16 protein-coding genes are annotated in these 18,925 nt (G+C 40.7%); 4 read left to right on the forward strand and 12 right to left on the reverse strand.

The window, feature by feature from the left end; translation table 11 throughout:
* Nucleotides 1–426: 426 nt before the first annotated feature.
* A complete protein-coding gene (locus tag R2R35_RS02935; RefSeq protein ID WP_317733000.1) occupies nt 427–933 on the reverse strand; it encodes an HD domain-containing protein in 507 nt (168 codons plus the stop codon).
* A 197-nt stretch (nt 934–1,130) separates the two neighbouring features.
* Between R2R35_RS02935 and R2R35_RS02940 the strand changes: the two genes are divergently transcribed.
* Genes R2R35_RS02940 through secF form a run of 3 tightly spaced genes read left to right on the forward strand, consistent with a single transcriptional unit; the run spans nt 1,131 to nt 3,868 of the window.
* The gene (locus R2R35_RS02940; RefSeq protein WP_317733001.1) at nt 1,131–1,565 is read left to right on the forward strand and encodes a hypothetical protein; all 435 of its coding nucleotides are present in this window, start codon (nt 1,131–1,133) and stop codon (nt 1,563–1,565) included.
* A 45-nt stretch (nt 1,566–1,610) separates the two neighbouring features.
* Nucleotides 1,611–2,882, forward strand: coding sequence for a protein translocase subunit SecD (gene secD, locus R2R35_RS02945; protein WP_317733002.1), 1,272 nt, complete (start codon nt 1,611–1,613; stop codon nt 2,880–2,882).
* Nucleotides 2,879–3,868, forward strand: a complete 990-nt coding sequence (gene secF / locus R2R35_RS02950) for a protein translocase subunit SecF (RefSeq protein WP_317733003.1) — start codon at nt 2,879–2,881, stop codon at nt 3,866–3,868. The genes secD and secF overlap by 4 nt, the downstream gene beginning before the upstream one ends.
* A gap of 173 nt (nt 3,869–4,041) precedes the next feature.
* On the opposite strand, the gene R2R35_RS02955 is transcribed toward secF, so the two are convergent.
* The 11 genes from R2R35_RS02955 to R2R35_RS03005 all read right to left on the reverse strand — a co-directional run bounded on the left by R2R35_RS02955 (nt 4,042) and on the right by R2R35_RS03005 (nt 17,536).
* Nucleotides 4,042–5,265: a Zn-dependent hydrolase gene (locus tag R2R35_RS02955; RefSeq protein ID WP_317733004.1), complete on the reverse strand. Its 1,224-nt coding sequence runs from the start codon at nt 5,263–5,265 to the stop codon at nt 4,042–4,044.
* Between the two features lie 19 nt (nt 5,266–5,284).
* Nucleotides 5,285–5,698, reverse strand: coding sequence for a hypothetical protein (locus tag R2R35_RS02960; protein ID WP_317733005.1), 414 nt, complete (start codon nt 5,696–5,698; stop codon nt 5,285–5,287).
* 15 nt (nt 5,699–5,713) lie between these two features.
* Nucleotides 5,714–7,036: an aminotransferase class III-fold pyridoxal phosphate-dependent enzyme gene (locus tag R2R35_RS02965; protein ID WP_317733006.1), complete on the reverse strand. Its 1,323-nt coding sequence runs from the start codon at nt 7,034–7,036 to the stop codon at nt 5,714–5,716.
* 22 nt (nt 7,037–7,058) lie between these two features.
* Nucleotides 7,059–8,219, reverse strand: a complete 1,161-nt coding sequence (locus tag R2R35_RS02970; protein WP_317733007.1) for a PucR family transcriptional regulator — start codon at nt 8,217–8,219, stop codon at nt 7,059–7,061.
* Between the two features lie 47 nt (nt 8,220–8,266).
* The gene (preA, locus tag R2R35_RS02975; RefSeq protein ID WP_317733008.1) at nt 8,267–9,790 is read right to left on the reverse strand and encodes an NAD-dependent dihydropyrimidine dehydrogenase subunit PreA; all 1,524 of its coding nucleotides are present in this window, start codon (nt 9,788–9,790) and stop codon (nt 8,267–8,269) included.
* A 56-nt stretch (nt 9,791–9,846) separates the two neighbouring features.
* The gene (gene hydA / locus R2R35_RS02980; protein WP_317733009.1) at nt 9,847–11,202 is read right to left on the reverse strand and encodes a dihydropyrimidinase; all 1,356 of its coding nucleotides are present in this window, start codon (nt 11,200–11,202) and stop codon (nt 9,847–9,849) included.
* A gap of 126 nt (nt 11,203–11,328) precedes the next feature.
* Nucleotides 11,329–12,432 (reverse strand): ABC transporter substrate-binding protein, encoded by a 1,104-nt coding sequence (locus tag R2R35_RS02985; RefSeq protein ID WP_317733010.1) that lies wholly within the window; start codon nt 12,430–12,432, stop codon nt 11,329–11,331.
* A 60-nt stretch (nt 12,433–12,492) separates the two neighbouring features.
* On the reverse strand, nt 12,493–13,293 hold the full coding sequence (locus tag R2R35_RS02990) for an ABC transporter permease (protein ID WP_317733011.1): 801 nt from the start codon (nt 13,291–13,293) through the stop codon (nt 12,493–12,495).
* Nucleotides 13,277–14,122 (reverse strand): ABC transporter permease, encoded by an 846-nt coding sequence (locus R2R35_RS02995; RefSeq protein WP_317733012.1) that lies wholly within the window; start codon nt 14,120–14,122, stop codon nt 13,277–13,279. The genes R2R35_RS02990 and R2R35_RS02995 overlap by 17 nt, the downstream gene beginning before the upstream one ends.
* A 32-nt stretch (nt 14,123–14,154) precedes the next feature.
* The gene (locus R2R35_RS03000; RefSeq protein WP_317733013.1) at nt 14,155–14,928 is read right to left on the reverse strand and encodes an ABC transporter ATP-binding protein; all 774 of its coding nucleotides are present in this window, start codon (nt 14,926–14,928) and stop codon (nt 14,155–14,157) included.
* Nucleotides 14,929–15,184: 256 nt separating this feature from the next.
* Nucleotides 15,185–17,536: an ABC transporter ATP-binding protein/permease gene (locus R2R35_RS03005; RefSeq protein WP_317733015.1), complete on the reverse strand. Its 2,352-nt coding sequence runs from the start codon at nt 17,534–17,536 to the stop codon at nt 15,185–15,187.
* 233 nt (nt 17,537–17,769) lie between these two features.
* Between R2R35_RS03005 and R2R35_RS03010 the strand changes: the two genes are divergently transcribed.
* A complete protein-coding gene (locus R2R35_RS03010; protein ID WP_317733016.1) occupies nt 17,770–18,921 on the forward strand; it encodes a class I SAM-dependent methyltransferase in 1,152 nt (383 codons plus the stop codon).
* The last annotated feature ends 4 nt before the right edge of the window (nt 18,922–18,925 follow it).

Raw genomic sequence — 18,925 nt, forward strand, 5'->3', positions numbered from 1 at the left:
TGTTACGTTTTTTGTATTGTAACAGACAGACTGTGTTATAATATACCATAATAGTAATTTTCACAATTTAGTAAGTTGTTATTATAATAAAATACGTTTTTATTTTATGCATTTATAGTTATAACGTTATTTTTATTCAATGAATATATAATATATTAAGGCATATTCTACAATAACCGAAAATTTTTTTCTTAATAGCTAATAAATACAGATATCTTATTTTATGCACAATGCATAAGATACTCAAGGAAAATCTGAGGTCTTCGTCTTTTTTGAAAAGAAAAAGCTGTAGAAATTTAGTATATCTACAGCTTTTACAGGTTCTTTATATAGAATATTATTTGATATGATTATAGAAAATACTATACGTTTTAGGAACTATAATGTTAAATGATATTAATCTTATACCATATCCTTCTTCACTTATCAGGAAGCTTTCAAACTAACCAGGTACTTGCTTGTTAGATTCTGGTATGCATCTTTATGGAATATTTCATAAAGGGAGCAGCATTTATCTACCAGGCATACCAGGACACTTTCCCTGTAGACAGGGGGAAAAGGTGTAAGCGGAAACATATGTTTTCTGATAATATCATCTTCAATCTTATGAAGATTTTTAATTTTCAATGCGTTATGCCATGCCTTTTTAGGATGGGTTAAACCATGGAACCGGTGCCCTTTCTCCTTTGTATGCCAATCATAAAATACATAATCATGGAGCAATGCTCCTACTGCCAGGCATTCATAATCACACTTTATTCTTAGTGCTTTGGCAACCTGAAGACTATAGTACGCAACAGCTACACTATGCCAGAAACAACTGGTTTTGTTGTGCTGTATAATGTCATCCAACTTTTGATAATCTCCGACACGGATAAGCCACATTAATTTTCTTCGTATCAGATCTTCCGTATCAAATGCCAAATCTCCCATAATTACCTCTTTCCATATAAACCTCAATGTTTGTTTTATGTGTTTGGTTTTGTTTTCACTTTGCTTTATTTTTCATGCAATCCTACAAAATATGATATACAAAAGCTTCAAATTGTGATATTTTATAATAGTGACTAATTCACAGCTGTAATTTATTTCTAGTCACAAATTTTAACGGAGAAAAAGGGGATTATTTCATGAAAAGCAAACTGCATAGTTTCCATCAGGCTGCTTTAGTTGCCATTTTAATAATTACCTATTCTTCTTTTTCTGATTGTTTTAACTCCTCGAATAATTCTACAGACCAAACTAATCTGGATATTAATACAAATAAAATACCTTATAAAAATCCATATATTTATTATTATCTGCCTTCTTTACCACAAGATGAGGATTTCGGTGGACTTCTTCAGAAAATCACCTACCGTTTTATGTTTGTCCGTCAGGGTAATAATCTGAACATATTTCATGCATCACTTTTTGATGTGACTGCACTTTTAATACTGCTGTCTTCAAGGACGATAAAGCTTCGAAAGCTGGACAAGCCACGACTTTATTTCACGCTGACACCAAGAGGTCACAGCCCGCCTGTTTATAGCCCTACATTTAGTCTATCACAAATTTGTGAATAAACAATATATAAATCGAAAAATTATACAAGAAGAAAGGATTATAAAATGAAAAGTAAGAAACCAGTATTTTTTATTGTTTTATTAGTAGCCTTACTTATGGCTTACACCGCTGCATTTGGTGTAGAAATAGGCTCTTTTAAAATTAAGGGTGCTCCGGATATCCGTTTTGGTATTGATATCAGAGGCGGTGTGGATGCAGCCTTCCAGGCGGCAAATTTGGACCGTAAACCGACTCCAAATGAACTTGAGGCCGCACGTACCATTATTGAAACCCGTCTTGATAACAAAAATATCCTTGACCGTGATGTTACCATTGACAAAGATAACGGCTATATCATAGTTCGTTTCCCCTGGAAATCCGGTGAGAAGAATTTCGATCCCGCAGATGCCATTGCAGAGCTTGGAGAAACAGCTCTTTTGACCTTCAAAGATGATGCAGGCAATGTACTGCTGGAAGGATCACATGTAAGCAACAGTGCACCGCAATTAAATCGTCAGACTAATAAATATTCCGTCAGCCTGACCTTTGATGAAAAAGGTACTCAGCTTTTTGCAAAAGCTACCAAGGAATTAATTGGTAAAAATATTAATATCTATATGGATGATACTCTGATTCAGACTGCGGTGGTCAATGAAGCTATCCCTAGCGGTAAAGCTGAGATATCCGGCAACAACTTTACTTATGATACTGCGAAAGAACTTGCGGATAAGATTAATTCCGGCTCTCTTCCTTTTTCATTGATTACAAAGAACCACAGTACCATCAGTCCCACACTGGGTTCCGGAGCTTTGGACGTTATGCTTGATGCAGGGCTTATAGCTTTTGCTATTATCTGTGTCCTTTTAATAATATATTACAGAGTTCCCGGTACGGTAGCTTGTATCTCTCTTTTAATCCAAACTACCGGACAGATACTGGCACTTTCCATCCCTCAGATGACCTTAACCCTACCTGGAATTGCAGGTGTTATCCTCTCCATCGGTATGGGTGTCGACGCCAACGTTATTATTTCCGAGCGTATCAGTGAAGAAATCAAATCCGGCAAAACAGTTCGTTCTGCAATTTCTTCCGGTTTCAAAGGTGCTTTCTCATCGGTATTCGATGGTAATATCACCGTATTGATTGTTGGTGTTATACTTATGATCTTTGGCTCAGGAGCATTACTTTCCTTTGCATACTCCCTGCTTACAGGTATTTTCTTCAACTTCGTTGCAGGCGTAACTGCTTCCAGACTTATGATTCGCTCCTTAAGCGATTTCGATGCACTTAGAAAACCTTCGCTTTATACATGCTTTTCAAAAAGGAGAACACTATGAGTAGAGATAATCAATCCAATGCACCGGTAGCATTAACTCCCTCCGGTAGCGGCATATTACATTTTTTCAACAAAAGATTTATCTTTTTTAGCATTTCCATTTTAATTATGATCGCCGGATTAATTAACCTGGCAATCAGCGGAGTTCAGTTAGATATTCAATTCAAAGGTGGTGCTCTCTTAAAATACACCTATACCGGAGACCTCAATGCAGATGATGCTGCTGATGTAGCAACAGAAATACTGGGAAGACCCGTATCAGCTCAGATTACAGAGGACCTGGCTTCCAAAGAAAAACGCCTTATCTTAAACATTGCCGGTAACTATGGTGTAGATGCCAGTGAACAGGTAAATTTCGATAACGCATTAAAAGAAAAATTTGCTGATAACAAGCTTAATTTAAGTGAATCACAAATGGTGGAACCCTTTTTCGGCCGTAAGTTCCTCACAAATGGTATTATTGCAATCGCACTTTCCTTCAGTCTTGTTATGGTTTATGTATGGATTCGTTTCAGTAAAATTGGTGGCTTATCAGCTGGTGTTATGGCGCTGGTTGCGCTGCTCCACGATGTATTAGTCGTATTCTTTACCTGTGTTATATTTAAGATACCCATTGGTGATTCCTTTGTTGCCGTGACATTAAGTATTATCGGATACTCCGTAAACGATACCATCGTTATCTATGACCGTATCCGTGAAAATCATGACTTACATCCTAAATTACCGGTTGAGACCCTTACTGATCTGTCTATTTCACAGTCCATTACCAGATCATTGAATACCAATATCGCTGTATTCTTAAGTGTAAGTCTTGTATTTATTATGGCAAAGGCCAACAGCATTGACTCCATTCAAAGCTTTGCACTTCCTATGGCTATCGGTGCTGTCAGCGGCTGTTATTCCACAATCTGTATTGCAGGACCCCTCTGGGTAATGTGGCAGAAACGCAAAGAGAAAAAAGATCCAAAGAAACTGGCAAACGCATAGCAACAATTCAGTTTGTCTCATCATCGTTTACTATATAAGCGTTTACTATATAAGCGTTTACTATATAAGCATTTACAATTGAAACATTAATACCAGCGAAAAGCAGTTGCACCGTTACGATAGATGCAGCTGCTTTTTATTTGTATCCTCCTGTTAGGTCTTTGGCTCTCCAATTACTTATCACTATCAATGGCAAGAATCGTATGAAGCAGGACATTAGCTCCTTTTAAACAAGTCTCAACAGGCGTGTATTCTTCTTCACAATGGCTGTGTCCGCCAATACTTGGTACGAATATCATGGTAGTAGGAAGAACTTCCATTAGAAACTGTGCATCATGACCGGGACCGCTGTACATGCGTTTTGTACTGTAATTCAGTTCCTTTGCCTTCTTTTCTACCAGATCAACAAATTCGGTACAAAAGGATACCGTATCTCTTGCCCATGCTTTTGTATATCCAGTCTGGCACTTCTCAACTTCTGCCGGAATAGCTTCAATAATTTTCAATACCTGTTGAATCACTTCCGGATCCTGATGTCTTGCATCCAGTGTAAACTTAACCAAATCCGGTATAATCGTATGTATATTAGGATGTGCTGATATCTTTCCGGTCGTATAAACCAGCTTTGAATCCAGCTTATCCAATTCTTCATGAAGATACTGAATGGTTTTCACTGCTGCATAAAGAGCATCCTTCCGATAAGGCATCGGTGTTGTTCCGGCATGGCCTGCCTGACCGGTAAAGGAAAATTCATAATTAATCATTCCGCATACACCTTCTACCACACCAATATCAATGCCCTCCGCTTCCAGCACCGGTCCTTGTTCTATATGAAGTTCCAGTAGGGCAATACAGTTCGCCGGATCGATCCGATTTCTTACTTCGCCTTTGTACCCACTTGCATCCAGTGCTTCTTTGAAGGTAATTCCTTCTGAATCTTTTGATGCAAGCATCTTTTCCTTATCAAATTTACCGGTTATAACCCCCGACGACATCATAGCAGGTTCAAAACGTGCGCCTTCCTCATTTGTCCAGATAACGACCGTAATAGGATGTCGGTGAGGAATTCTTTCTGTCACAATGGTTTCTACTGCTTCCAAAGCAGTAAGTACCCCCAGAATGCCATCATAATTACCGCCCTGTCTTACAGAATCTGCATGGGAACCTGACATAATGGCCGGCAGCCCTTCTTCTCCGGGTAAAGTGGCATAAACATTTGCCATATCATCCGTAACCACTTCCATACCAAGTGTCTTACATCTTTTCACGAATTCCCCTCTGGCAGCCAAAGCCTCCGGAGATAGAGAAAATCTGGTAATACCTCCTTTCCCCGTATCACCAAAACCGGAAAAAGTCTTTATTTTATCCTCTAATCTCTCCAAACTGCAACTTACCATATATTCTCCTATCCGTGCCCTATGTCGCACTTACTTTCTGCTCCGGAATACGGCAGCAATTCTTTAACAGCTCCAACACCTCAAAGGAAGATACATAGAAGGACAATTCCCTGTTATTCTCTTCTCCTTCGATTATAAGTGAGAATTTAGCGTCCCAATCCTCCAGGTACATTAATTTGATTTCTTTTACGGCGATATTGATTTCACTGCATAACTTTTCAAATTCTTTTGTAATTTTTGCATATGCATACATTTTGCCATCCCAGGGTGCTTTAAAGGAAAGCTTTTGTAAAAAGGTATCTTTAAGGTCAATTTCAACACAAATTTCTGTAGCGGCCTTTTTCATATCAAAAGATTCCACAGTCCGAAAATGAGTTGGCGGTATCATCTTTAACAGCTCGATTTCCCTTTTATGAAAGCGCTCATTTGTCACTGGATCACCCCTTTTCTAAATTTCCATATCTACTTCTTTCAACACCTCATCTAATTTTACCAATTCTTCCGTTATTTGCTCTCCGGTAATAATCAGGGGTGGCGCTATCAGTATCATATTTTCATGAGAGTAAGTCATAAATCCCTTGGCTGATAACCTTCCTATAATCCCTTTCATAACTCCAGCCGTATCCCTGCCATAAGGAACCAGAGGTTCTTTCGTTTTTTTATCCTTTACCAGTTCCACAGCAGAAAATAATCCGATATATCTCACATCCCCTACACTGGCATGTTTCTCCTTCAGCCTCTCTAACTCTTTGGCAAGTATTTTACCGGCTTTATTTACATTGTCAAGAATTTCAGCATCATCATAGAACTTAAGGCAGGCAATACCTGCCGCACAGGCAAGCGGATGACCACTGTAAGTAAGACCGCAGGAAAGGAAGTTTTCCTCAAAATATTCAGCTATCTTCTTACTGACGGCAACACCTCCAAGCTGTATATAACCGCAGGTCACACCTTTTGCAAAGGTCACAAGGTCCGGTTTGATGCCCCAATTCTCAAAGCCGAACATCTTTCCTGTTCTGCCAAAGCCGGCCATAACTTCATCACAGATCAAGAGAATACCATACTCATCACATAATTGTCTGATTCCCTGCAAATAGCCTTTGGGAGGTATTATGATTCCATTGGAGCCGGTGATGGTTTCCAGTACAATTGCGGCAACACTGTTTTCTCCTTCGTATTGAATCTGCTCCCGCAGTTTGGCAATATAATACTCAGACGCTTCTTCTTCTGTGGTAAAATGAATCTTTTCGCGATAAAGGTAGGGGTCAAAAAATTTCACAAAACCTGGGATTCCAGGTTCTAAAGGATATCTTCTTGGTTCACCGGTAAGGTTACCGGCACCAAAGGTGGAACCGTGATAACTTCTGTATCTGGAAAAGACCTTATGCCTGCCGGTATATTGCCTCGCTATTTTTACGGCATTTTCATTGGCATCTGCTCCGCCGTTGGTAAAGAAGATCTTACCCATATTATCCGGCAGTCTCTCAATTAACATTTTAGCCAGTTCCGCCCTGGGTTCACTGGCGTAGCTTGGTGAAATATAGCAATACTTTTCTGCCTGCGCTTTTATGGCTTCGACTATGTAACCGTTACCATGGCCTACATTGAGATTAACCAGCTGGGAGGACATATCGGTATAACGATTCCCTTCATAATCCCACATATAGATTCCTTCACCCCTTTCAATGGGTATAGGCTTCAAACCTTTTTGTTTTGACCAGGATTGCAATACATATCCTGTTTGCTGTTCTTTGATTTCCTGTGAAGTCATGCTGACCCCTCCAATCCTTATGTTATTCTGCTGTTATTTTCTTAATATCAAAAGCCAGCCACAGCCTGGCGATATCTTCATAATCCATTTTCAGCCCAAAGATTTCTCTGATTGCTTTCATTTTGTAGTTAACGGTATTACGATGGACCTTCATTATCATCGATACCTTTTGAATACTCCCGTTATTCTCCAGATACACTTTTAAAGTATTTTCAAAATCAGTATTATGCAGCGAATCATATTCTCTGATCTCCCACAAGGTATCTGACAGATAACGCTTTAACACACCTGTTTCTTCTACTGCATACAACAGCTTATAGATTCCGGTGTCCTGATATTTAACTGTTTCTTTCCGAAGCAGTTTTGCTGTTGAAATTGATGTCACTGCCTGCCGGTAACAAAAATGCAGCTCATTATATCCCATAACCGTATCAGAGATTCCAATAAACAGCTGTACTTCTTCTTCCGGAAACAATTCTTTTTCAATAAGCTTACCGTATCCCTCCATTTGAGACCAGTGTATGCCAGACGCAATGATGACCAGATAGTTTTCCTGATCGAAAATACAGATAGGTTTATCCACATACCGCAGCACACTTTGCAGCCCGAATTTCAGGTTATTCCACTCGTCCCCTAATATAAGCTTTTCATTTTTCACCGCCTGTATCAGCATCAGTGTGTATTCTCCCCTGTTATGGAAACCACCTTTCCCTAATGGCTGTACATAAGCATTCTTATTACCAGGCGTAAAGATCAGGTTACGAAAGGCAGAGGCCGTATCTGTTTCATGTTCTTCATTTTCTATGATACGGTGGCAAAAATCAAAGGTAACATCAATCAGATGAATTTCCCAGGGTACGGTAAATAACGGAAAACCATTATCATCGCAGTATTGGGTAACTGTAGCGGGTATTTCTTTAATATAAGGCCCCACATTCAGAATCAGTCCTATTGCACCATGTTTTCTCAGGCTTTTCACAAATTCCACCAGCCAGCCGCTCCCCGCATGTGCAATACCAGTGGTCATTATTAATTCATTGCCGTGGAGAAACCCCGGAACTTCACTGTCTTCTACCATATGAACCCAGCGTACCAGACTTTTCATACCCTTTTGACCTGCCAGCAGCTTGATTTTATAATTTTTTTCTGTGTTTGCAAAAAGCCTAGCAAGTGTTACTGCCATGATATCACCACAACTTTCCTTTCTTTAGCTGCCGTTGAATGAAAGACCTATACCTGTACTGATTTTTTGGTGCTGTCAGGTTTATTTACACGCCTTGACCTTTCAATTGCATTACAGGGACATACCAACAGACAGAGATGACAACCAACACAGTTTTTCGCAGACAGCATAGGTTTTCTCACGGTCTTATCAAAGCTTATTGCCTGATGCCCGGCATCCTGACAGGAGATGTAGCATCTGCCACATCCAACACATCTTGCTTTTTGAAAAACAGGATATTCCATGGTCTTTCTGTCAAGGGTGTCTGGGTTGACAATGCTCTCCAGCGCACTACCGCGTAATTCTGTCAGAGAACGGTAGCCTTTTCTCTTTAAGAAGCCACTCAGACCAGAAATCAGGTCATCGATGATGCGATAGCCATATTGCATCACAGCAGTGGTTATCTGAATATTTCCACAGCCCAAAGCTATGAACTCAGCTGCATCCTGCCAGGTCTCGATTCCTCCCATTCCACTGACTGGTACCCCCTTTAACTGCTCATGGCTTGCAATGTCATGAATAAATCGAAGTGCTATCGGTTTTACAGCTTTACCGGAATAACCGGAAATAGCTGATTTGCCGTTTATATGAGGCGGAGGTGCCATATTATCCAAATGGATGCCACTAATGCTCTTTAAGGTATTGATCGCGGCAATCCCATCCGCGCCTCCCTCCATGGCTGCAAGGGCAGGCAGCTCCATATTTCCGAGATTAGGTGTCATCTTGGCAAGAATTGGCAGATGTGTACCTTTTCTGGTATATTCCGTATACCTCTTTACCAATTCTGTATTCTGCCCCACATCAGAACCCAGACCCTGTGCAGACATATGAGGACAGGAAAAATTACATTCGATAATATCGGCTCCAACCTCTGTAACTGCTCTGGCAAGCTCCGTCCATTCCTCCTCTGTCTGCCCCATTATAGAAGCTACGATTATTTTCTCAGGAAAATCCTGCTTTAGTCTTCTTATATACTCCAGGTTCTCCTTCAGACTGTGTTCTGCAATCTGCTCCAGATTGCGAAAGCCGATAAAAGGGGTACCCTCTTTTCTTGTTGCATCAAAACGCGGGGATACCTCCTCCGGTTGAAGAAAGCCTATGGTCTTGAATACGATTCCTCCCCATCCGGCTCTCAATGCTTTTGCGCACATTTCATAATTACTAGCGACGATAGAGGAGGACAGGAAAAATGGATTTTCACACTGAACTCCGCAGAATTCTATAGATAAATCACTTACTCCTGCATCATCTGCTGCTGTCTCAGTTTCTGTAAACGAAACCATTTTTTGAATCTTAACAGGAACATCATAATGAATACAGGCTTTCTCACAGGCAGCATCACAGGAACGGCAGGTTTCTGTTTTCACAGCCTTTAACCCGGCACTGAGATTTTCGAATCTGACCGATCTTACAAAATCCGAAGGCCTCAAACCTTCCCTGCAGGCATCGGTACAGGGTGCCCCATGGCATAAAAGGCACTTGGCAGCTTCCTGTGCCAGAAAAAGCTCAGCGTATTTCTTGTCAGCAGACATATCAGCACCACCTTTCACACTTATATCTTTCACTTCACAGATTCGTAGCGGCTACTTCATTTTAAGCTGCGCTTGATAAATTTACCCCATCCGGCTTCACCTACAAATTCTCCATTGTCAAACACCACTCTTCCTCTGGAGAAGGTCTTGATGGGATAACCTTTTAACTCAACCCCTTCCCAAATGGTATGGTCGTAATCAGAATGCATATTCTCACAGGTTATGGTAAAGTGCTTCTCCGGATCATAGATAACGATATCTGCGTCTTTTCCCGGTACCAGGAAGCCTTTCTCCCTGCAGCCAAATAGCTTCGCAGGGTTTTCACAGCAGAGTTCCACTGCCTTATGAAAAGATATCTTACCTGTATTGGCAGCCGACAGCATATACGGATACATATTTTCTATTGCCGCACATCCATTGGGTATCTTGGTAAAGTCCTCTTTTCCCCAGTCCTTTTCATAGCTTTGGAAAGGGCAGTGATCGGTAGCAATGGTATCGATATCTCCCCGCTTGATTGCCTCCCATAGAGCATCCTGGCTTTCCTGTCCTTTGATAGGCGGAGAGCATACAAAGTTTCTGCCGTCCTCTCTTTTATAGACTTCCTTGGTAAAATGCAGATAGTGGGGACAGGTTTCTGCATAAATCTGATAGCCTTCTTCCTTTGCTTTGGTAACCGCTGCTACTCCGTCTTTGTTGGCAAGATGTACGATATACAAAGGTGCATTTAAGGATTTCGCCCATTCAATTGCACGTGTGTCCGCTTCTGCTTCTACAAATTCAGGCCTTGACAGGTAATGATACCAGGGACTGGTTTTTCCTTCTGATAAGAACCTTTGGATCAGCATATTGGAGATTTCTTTATTCTCTGCGTGAACACTGATCATCCCTCCGCAGGCTTTTGCCTTTTCGAGAACCTGGTAGAATACTCCGTCACTGACCCCAAAATCATATACCATAAATACCTTAAAGCTTGGAACTCCGAAATTCACTGCTTCTTCCATGGAATCAAGCAGGTCACCGCTTACATCCTTCACACCAACATGAAAGGCATAGTCAACAGCTGCCTCAGGTGCACAAAGCGCAGCTCTTCTTTTAACGGTATCAACCATATTTTCCTTAAAATCCTGAAGAGCAAAGTCAAATACCGTCGTCGTCCCTCCGCAGGCTGCAGCTCTTGTACCGGCAAAATAACCGTCTGCCGAAAGGGTTCCGCCAAAAGGCATGGCAAGATGAGTGTGTACATCAATAGCTCCCGGCAGTACAAGTTTGCCTGCTGCATCAATTATCTCTGTATCCGCCTCTGCCGGAAGGTTCTTTCCAATAGCAGCAATTTTACCGTCTTTTATCAGAATGTCACTTTGATAGGTTTCTTTTGAATTAACAATAGTACCATTTTTTATTAGGTAACTCATTTCACTTACCTCTCCTTCCGCCGAACATATCGGCACAAAATTGACAAAAGTAGCAAAAGGCAATCACAGCCAGGTAATTACCGTGATTGCCTTTGCTGTTTAAAATAAAATAGGAGCTGTCTTATATTACTTGTTGTACTTATATACCAATACAAGACCCGATCTTTGATAGATCTGAGATACTTCAACAAGGTCCATTCCACCGGCATTTGCTGCAATCAGGTTAGATACCCAGGTTACGCCAAAATCAACGGTACCGTTATTAACTGCTGTGGTTTCTCCGATATCACCGCCACCTGGTACTATATTCACCTCCAGGCCGACTTCACTGTAATACCCTTTATCCAGTGCCACATAATAACCCATGAACTGTGCCTGAGGAAGCCATTTTAACTGTATGGATACACTTGATTTTTCGGGTGTTCCGAACTTTCCGTCTCCGGAAGCATTGGCCGCCTCCCAATAAGAAGTATCCCTGATATTATCAAGTGTTATAGTCTGTAATTTATCTGCTGCTGCAGAGTCATCTAATTTGATATATTTTTTTGCAAGGTCCAGGGTCTGCTGCATTGCTGCATCCTCCATCTTCCCGTAATCCTTTACACTTGTTCCTTTTGTATCAGTTTCCACCAGTTTTTTAACCTCTTCTGCCATATAGGACTGATGCTCACTGGATACACTGGAGCCATATTTAAATACGATTTCTGCTGCTTCTTCCGGATTGGCACAGGCATATTCCCAGCCTTTTAAGGAGGCATATAAGAAAGCTTTTACGGTATTAGGATTAGCCTCTGCAAAAGCTCTGGTGGTAAATATATTATCCTCCAGCATAGCAACCCCTTCGTCATTCATATCGATATAACCTACGGAATCACCGTATTTATAGCCGCCTTCATAAGAGTTCCTGACAAGACCCAATTCGTTATAGGTCATGGCAGATGCAAGCAGGATGGAATCATCATCAAAGCCATCCATATCAAATGCCTGACTTAGATAAGTCGTAGGCTGTTCGTACTTTGAAAGTAATGCCTGAATTTCATATTCGTTACCAATACCCCAGTTGCCTACCTTGCCTTCTGTTGCTGCCTTTACTACGATGTCTTTTGCACTGGCTTCTTTGCTGAAATAAGCACCTGCTGATGAACTTTCTGAATCTCCTTTTGCGCTGCAGGCTGCAAGACTGAATACCATTACCAGAGAAAGAGCTGCTGTTAATAACCTTTTTTTCATGATGTTTCCTCCTTATTTTGCTTCCTTATTCTTTTTATATAAGCCAAAGTCCGCCTTGAATCACTTCCTGCGATGCTTCAGCAAAATACCTTCAAAAACCATAAGAATCATATACATTAGGATTCCAATCAGACAGGCTACCGTAATATAAGCCCAGGCTGTGGAATATTGAGCTAATACGATATTCTCTCTTATCTGTCTGCCTACCCCTGTTATATATTCAGCGAAATATTCACTTACCAGCGCACTGATAACACAGGCTGGTACGCTAACCCTCAGAGCAATAAATATATAAGGGATACTGTTTGGCAGCCTAAGCTTAACAAAAGTGGTAAGCTTATCAGCTGCATAAGTCTTCATTAAGTCTTCACTAAAGGGTTTCACTTCTGTCAGTCCTCTGTAGGCATTAATGCTCATTGCAGCTGTACAGATCACCATCACCACCAGAATTTTTGCAACCATGCTTCTTACGCTGGCATCCTTGCTTACATCCTTTGTCCAGTTCGTAATAACCGGAGCTAACGCAACGATAGGCACTGCGTTAAAGGCAGATACTACATTAAGTCCCCCTCCACCCCATCTTGGAAATATGGTTGCAAGGATTGCAACTGCATATCCCAGCAGAGAACCTGCTAAAAGCCCAAGAACCGCAACGATTAAGGTGGATTGAATGTTTCCCGCTATCTTTGGAAGATTATCCAGAATGATATTTCCGATACGAGACGGCAAAGGTAATGTAAATTCATCGGTTCCAAGTAATTTATGTAGAACGCCGGTCTGCCACAAAGCAAAGATAAGTCCTCCAAAACTTAAGGGATATACAAAGGAAGTTAATGCTGCTTTTTTATTCTTTGTCTTCATAATTCCTTCTCCCTCCCATAACCCGCTTCCTCTTATGAGGCATAAACAGTTTCTCAATGACACCCATCAAGTAGAAACTTAAAATACCGATAATGGCACTCAGCAATACAATCTGCCAAAATACCATAATAGACATGGCATGTTTCAAGGATTGCGATAACATACAACCAAGACCTCCATCTCCCTGCAGGGTATCCACCAGTATAGAAGCGGTTATTGCCATAGGTGCCGATATTTTCAGTCCGGTGAAAAAGTAAGGAATAGCCGAAGGTATCAAAGTCTTTGTATATACCTGCCATTTACTGGCTGCACATATATACATCAGATCATGTTTTTCCCGTTCTATGGACTTAAAACCGGCCAGTGTATTGGCTGCTACCGGATAGAAGGTCAGGATTGCTGCAATTACGATCCGGCTAATGCCAATATCTCTGGTGATTGCAAGAACAATTGGTGCCATTCCAAGTATTGGTATCATCTGGATTATCATGAGATATGGAAAAGCTATCTTTTCAATTACACCGGACAGATTCATTAGTAATGCCAGAATAAAACCACTGATCATACCAATGAAAAAACCGGCTGCTGCTCTTAAGAGAGTGGCACCGGCGTTGGTGATGACTATTTGGAGGGCTGTCTGCCCGCTGCTTACTGGTTTGTTACTGAATACAGAACCTAATATCTGGTAAATATGCGGTAATACATTTTCAGGTGTCCTCTTAGTTCCCTGTACATAAAAGGCTCCGATTTCCCAGACAATCATAATACCAAGAGCCCACACCAGCGTTACTGCTCCTTTGGTGTCTCCGATTCTTTTTAAGATCTTCAAGGTTTTCTCTCCTTCCCAGCTATCATCCTCTGCTATACTCCTTCAAAGCTGTTTCTTACTTTTGCTACCAAAGTAGTAAATTCAAAGGTATCCTTTATTTCTTTTCTTCTGGGTCTTGGCAAATCAATATCTACTACTGCTGAAAGTCTTCCTGGATGAGGTGAGAGGACACATACTCTGTCAGAGAGGAATACAGCTTCTGCAATATTGTGAGTTACAAAGATAACCGTCTTGTTGGTTTTACTCCAGATTCGAAGCAAATCCTCATGAAGCTTCTCTCTTGTGAATTCATCCAAAGCGGAGAAAGGTTCATCCATTAATAAAATTTCCGGTCTTAAGGCCAAAGCTCTTGCTATACCTACCCTTTGCTGCATACCACCGCTTAACTGATGTGGATAATGCTCAGCAAAGGTCGTGAGTCCTACTAAGTCGAGCATTTTTTCAGCTCTGGCTTTTCTGTCTTCTTTTTTAACCTTCATCAGTTCCAAAGGCAATTCAATATTCTTTCTTACCGTACGCCATTCATAAAGTACCGGGCTCTGAAATACCATTCCATATTTGCGGCTAAGTCTTGCTGATTCCGTTGAACTTCCCTCTATGAGGACTTCTCCGCCTGTAGGCTTTAAAAGGTCAGCCACTATGCGAAGCAGTGTCGTCTTTCCGCAGCCGGATGGTCCAAGGAGAGAGATAAATTCACCTTTCTGTATGTCCAGGCTGACACCGGTTAATGCGGTGACCTCATTGTTGTCTGCCTGATAAATCATACTGACATTATTTAGTTTTATCTCGATATTAGTGTTTTCCATGAAAGGCTCCTTTCGCTCTATACAAAAGCAAAAGGGCAACAGCGCCTTTTCCTGCGCCATTGCCCTACGAATCATGTGATTCATTATACACGTATTTCCAAAAGAAGCAAGTGTTTTTTTCAAAATTTTATGTGTTTTAGCACATATTATAATAATTATTTCGATAAAACCATTAAATCAAGTATATATTCATATATTTTCGATGCAATATGTTGTGTTGCAGCACAATTTATTTGCCTTTGTAACAGGTTACTTACTATTCTGACCTTAAAGCTTCAATGGCATTCTTTCTGGAGGCCATTTTTGCCGGAATATGACCGCCTAATACAGTAAGAATGGTACTGATGGCAACCAGGAATACCGCATGTTCAATCTTAAGAGAAGCTACGCCTTCCAATTCTGTAATATTGAATAATATCGCATTGATGGGAAAGGTCAGAGCCCATGCCAAAACGACACCAAGTAAACCGGAAAAGATTCCAAGAATGGTAGTTTCAGCGTCAAATACACGGGTAATATCCTTCTTTCTGGCCCCTAAAGCTCTTAAGATACCGATTTCTTTCGTGCGCTCCAATACAGAAGTATATGTTATGATGGATATCATAATAAGGCTTACTACCAGTGAGATTGCTGCAAAGGCAATGAGAACAATGGTAATACCATCCATAATACCGCTGGTCAGGCTGGACATGGTTGCTGCCAGATCAGTATATACTACCTGGTCTTTCGAGTCTTTACCGGAATTATACTGATCCAGATAATCGGTAACCGCATCCTTATCTTCAAAATTATCGGGATAAACCATGATAACATAAGGAGTTGCATTTCCGCCAAGGTAGGATAAAAATACGTCTTTGGTGTCCTCTGTTAATTCCTCCATGGTTATCACGTTCTTGTCACTGTTCTCCTGCGCTTTTACAATAGCAGAATCTTTGGCACTGTCTATTACAAGTTCTGATAATTCATCGCTGTAGGCGATGCCCGGAAGCAGGAGACCCATGGTGACCTCTTCCTTCTGACGGACGACACCAGCTATCCTGACAGTAATGGAATCTGCTGAATCAAACATCGCCTGATAATCGTTACCCGGCAAATAAGTTCCTGCTTCCGTGGGTACATAATATACATCATTGGGTATGATTTTAAATTCTGTTCCCACAATATCGTCAAAATCTATACTGTCTTTTTTATCGGTATCAAAACCAAGACTCTTAAGGATATTATAGTCCACACGGTTTCGGGTATCAATTACAAGTACCAGGTCGGTTTCTTTTGTGGGATATTCCCCGGATAACAGATCATAGTTCTTAGTCAGATAAGACTCTTCGTCCGCTCTTAATTGTTTCGGATAGGAAGAGAGTCCCATTGAGCCGGTTAGTGCTGCTCCTGATCCGCTGTTACCGGAGCTCTGGCTCTGGGAACTTAAGGATACAGGTATTACGTTGCCCTCTGTTTTGCGGACCATGTTCATGGATACCAATCTGGAGTATCCGATGCTGCTGCAGATTTCAGGATCAATCTTGTTCAGGTAATCCAAATACTCCTGTGTAAAGATATTTCTGTGGGAAATCTGAGTGTCCGCCGGGTCATACAGAGTTACTTTATCTGTTTCCTTAAAAGATTCTGCTTCTTCATTGGCTCTCTCCTCCCGCATCTTCTCCATGCTCTCTGCATCTACTGTTGCAGCTGACTGGGAAATAATAATGGGGAACTCCGCCATGGCATCTCTTTGAAAGTCATCAATCTGAGTCTGAAAACCAGTAGACAAACTCAATATAACTGCGATTCCGATAATACCGATACTGGAAGCAAAAGCAGTTAATATGGTCCTGCCCTTTTTGGTACGGATATTGTTAAAGGAAAGCCTTAAAGCTGTAAGAAAACTCATACTGGTCTTTTTAAGCTTAAACTCATCCCCTTTTGGTCTTTCCATATGAGGATGGGTATCGGATATGATTTTACCATCCTGAAACCTTATGATACGATCCGCATAACTCTCTGCCAGTTCCGGGTTGTGAGTTACCATGATTACCAGTCGTTCTTTGGCAACTTCTTTGATTAGTTCCATGATCTGAATGCTTGTATTGCTGTCCAGAGCGCCGGTCGGTTCATCACACAAAAGAATCTCCGGATCATTTGCCAATGCTCTGGCTATGGCAACACGCTGCATCTGTCCACCGGAGAGCTGATTGGGTTTCTTATGCAAATGCTCCTTTAACCCAACCTTTTCCAGTACTTCGATAGCTCTTCTATGCTTTTCTTCTGCTGATACACCACTTAAGGTCATTCCAAGCTCCACATTCGCTACAATACTTAAATGCATGATCAGATTATAGCTCTGAAATACAAACCCTATGGAATTGTTTCGATAGGCATCCCAATCTCTATCGGTAAAATCCGCTGTTTTCTTACCCTTGATTACAAGATCTCCGGAATCATACCTGTCGAGTCCTCCGATGATATTCAAGCAAGTTGTCTTTCCAGAACCGCTTGTTCCAAGTATTGCCACGAATTCCTTTTGCCTGAAGGCAACACTGATTCCGTCAAGAGCCTTGGTCTCTATGCCTCCGACGTTATAGGATCTCTTTATATTTTTTAATTCCAGCAAACTTTTTTCCTCCTTATGTCTTAAGTATTTTGCCACGTTCCTGTCATTATACATAACAGAGGTAGCAAAATCAAAAAAAATACTCTTAAATAATTGTTAAAATTTTATGATAAATGCTGAGACAAGATTTACTTACAAATTTAATACTTTTTTCTCCTATATCTTTACAAATATCATATTACGTTATATACCATACATACTGTTTTGTATTTTTAGTATATATAGGATGGAATATGAAAAAAATAAACTCTATCAACTATGGTTACAAGATAATATGTGGTGCTGCATTCTGCTTGATTATTGTCCCCATATGCTGTCATTTACTCTGGACAATAACAAACCTGTCACTGCTTCAGTTATTTTCAAAGGTGTTTATCATAATAGGTTTTATCATACTTTTATTCCTTTTTCTTTTGCTGAAAATTGAGCTTTCTCAGGACAAGAAAATAAATGACTATTATAAGGCCAACTCACAATGCCGCCTGCCACTGAAGAATGGTTTATTTGAATGCCAGAGCTGCAGAAATAATCAGGTAAATGCAGAACATAGAAGTTGTATTATCTGCGGTACAAATTTTAAAATAGGAGAGCATAGAATGGAATTCAAAAACAATCATGATTTACTGCCGATATCAGAGACTTTATTTATCCCGCTTGTAGCACGTGCTTTTGAAACGGCAAAGGAAAACCCAATAATTTCAGATGAAAAGTCATCAGAAATTCTTAAAACCGTAGAACTTAATGATATAATAACAGATGGTGGACAAATAGCAACACATGGTATTTTAGCGCGTACAAAGATTATTGACGATGAGGTAACAAATATTTTATCCCAGGCTGTAAATACTACGATCATTAATCTGGGGGCAGGATTAGACACTCGGATAACACGACTGGATAATGGTCATTTGAAATGGTATGACCTGGATCTGCCGGATGTTATTCAAATCAGAAGACGGTACTTTACTGAAAATGAACGTATTCAGTTTATTTCCAAATCGGTCCTGGACCCATCATGGACGGACCAGATCCATAACGGTGAGAACAGTACGGTCATTATCATCGCAGAAGGTCTCCTTATGTATTTCAGCGAGGAAGAGGTGTCTGAAATATTGTCACTTATTGCAAATCGGTTCCCTGGAGCCCATATGTTCTTCGATGTCATACATAGCTATTTTATCAATAAAAAAATTAGTAATACCTTTATGTGGGGAATTGACAAGGCGAAAGATATTGAGAAGCTGAATCCAACTATTCAATTAATTCATTCCTGGAGTGCCGGTGATCTTTTAAAAGAACGTCAGCCAAAGATATTTCGCTTCCTAAATTTCCTGCCTGCCACCAGAAACAGAAGTCAAATACTGCACCTTCAGTTTAAGCAGTAACTTT

The organism is Anaerocolumna sp. AGMB13020, from assembly GCF_033100115.1.
Lineage (GTDB): Bacteria > Bacillota > Clostridia > Lachnospirales > Lachnospiraceae > Anaerocolumna.